General features: G+C 47.3%; 3 protein-coding genes. All 3 read right to left on the reverse strand.

The window, feature by feature from the left end:
• Nucleotides 1-130 precede the first annotated feature (130 nt).
• Complete coding sequence (cydX, locus tag ACQY6Q_RS00165) at nucleotides 131-244, reverse strand: cytochrome bd-I oxidase subunit CydX (RefSeq protein ID WP_083481514.1); 114 nt, start codon at nucleotides 242-244, stop codon at nucleotides 131-133.
• A 14-nt stretch (nucleotides 245-258) separates the two neighbouring features.
• A complete protein-coding gene (cydB, locus tag ACQY6Q_RS00170; RefSeq protein WP_427976447.1) occupies nucleotides 259-1,395 on the reverse strand; it encodes a cytochrome d ubiquinol oxidase subunit II in 1,137 nt (378 codons plus the stop codon).
• 4 nt (nucleotides 1,396-1,399) lie between these two features.
• Nucleotides 1,400-1,817: cytochrome ubiquinol oxidase subunit I (locus ACQY6Q_RS00175; RefSeq protein WP_427976449.1), on the reverse strand; the 418-nt coding region annotated here is incomplete at its 5' end.

Raw genomic sequence — 1,817 nt, forward strand, 5'->3', positions numbered from 1 at the left:
AGCGGCGCATAGCATTGCTAAGCAATACATTTGCAGTAGCAGTAAAGGAACGCTTAGGATGGCAAGGCTGGTGGCAAATAGCAGTTGCGGCCGAATTGGCCGCAACCAGTGCTTAAGCTGTTGTTGATGATTATTCTGAATCAGTATCGTCGTCCGAGTAGCCGTTGAGTTCTAACCACATGGCGTTAATGATGCCAAAAGAACAGGCCAGTAGCACGCCCAAAATCCAAGTAAAATACCACATAGAGTGCTCCTTAATTAATACATTGAGTGGGAGTTATCACGAATGGTTTGTTCGTTCAAGCGACCAAACATTTTGAAATAGCTCCAGGCGGTATAGGCCAAAACAATTGGGACAAAGATACAAGCCACAAAGAACATAATTTTTAGTGTTAGCTCACTCGAAGTAGCATCCCACATGGTTAAGCTGTGATCCGGCATGGAGCTCGATGGCATAACAAAGGGAAACATCGCTACGCCACAAGTGAATATCACGCCAATTTGCGCCAGTGAAGAGCAAATAAAGGCCAGTGGTGCTTTGCTTAACTTACTGAATAAGGCACTCAACAAGAAAGCCGCCACGCCTAAGCAGGGGAATATCCACAATACAGGATACGTATTGAAGTTATTTAACCAAGCATCGGGAGCACTCACCACGGTTTTAGATACCGCATTGTTAATCGCGTTGCTATCGATGCTACTAGTGAGCTGATAACCGTCGATGGCCGAATGTAGCCAAACTCCGGCTAATACAAAGATGAGCGCAGCAGCAAGACCGCAAATAATGGCGACTTTTTGACTGCGTTGTAACACGCTTCCTTCGGTTTTCATTTGTAGGTAGGTAGCCCCTTGACCAACAAACATGCTCAAGCTTAGCACCCCAACTAACAAAGCAAAGGGGTTGAGTAAAGCAAAGAACGAACCGGTGTAGTTGAGGCGTAATAGCTCGTCGAAATGAAATGGTACGCCCTGTAGTAAATTACCAAAAGCGACACCAAAAATAATGGGTGGCACGGCAGAACCTACAGTTAAGGCCCAGTCCCAATTGCTGCGCCATTTAGGACTGTCCAGTTTTGAGCGGTAATCAAACCCGATAGGGCGTAAAAATAACGCGGCTAGGGTTAGCATCATCGCCAAATAGAAGCCACTAAATGCGGCTGCATAGACCGGTGGCCATGCAGCAAACAGGGCGCCACCGGCGGTAATTAACCATACTTGGTTACCGTCCCAGTGGGGAGCCACGCTGTTAATCATTACTCGGCGTTCATCATCGCTTTGACCTACTACTTTTAGCAGTGCGCCTACGCCCATATCGAAGCCATCGGTAATCGCGAAGCCAACCAACAATACGCCAATCAGCAGCCACCAAATAAATCTCAAAAATTCGTAATCCATTGCACTATTCTCCAAGCTGATCGGTTTCTAAAGCATATTTACCGGTATGTAAGGCTGACGGTCCTTGGCGCGCGAAGCGCTGCATTAGCCACACTTCCACAATCAGGAAAACAGTATACAAGGCGGTGATTAGGCCTAAGCTGGTCCAAATTTCTGCGGGGGTGAGCAGCGAAGCCGATAGGTGGGTAGGTAGCACTTCACCCACCGCCCAAGGTTGGCGACCGTATTCGGCAACAAACCAACCGGCTTCACAGGCAATCCACGGTAAAGGTAAGCCAAATAGGGCCATTTTAAGTAACCATTTTGGCTTATGCTGAATACGTTTAGCACTAAACCAGAACGCCAAGGCAAAGATTAATAACATCAGGAAGCCTGAAGCGACCATCAAGCGGAATGCCCAAAACATTGGTTCCACTTTAGGA

The sequence above is a fragment of the Agarivorans sp. genome (assembly GCF_050295395.1).
GTDB lineage: Bacteria > Pseudomonadota > Gammaproteobacteria > Enterobacterales > Celerinatantimonadaceae > Agarivorans.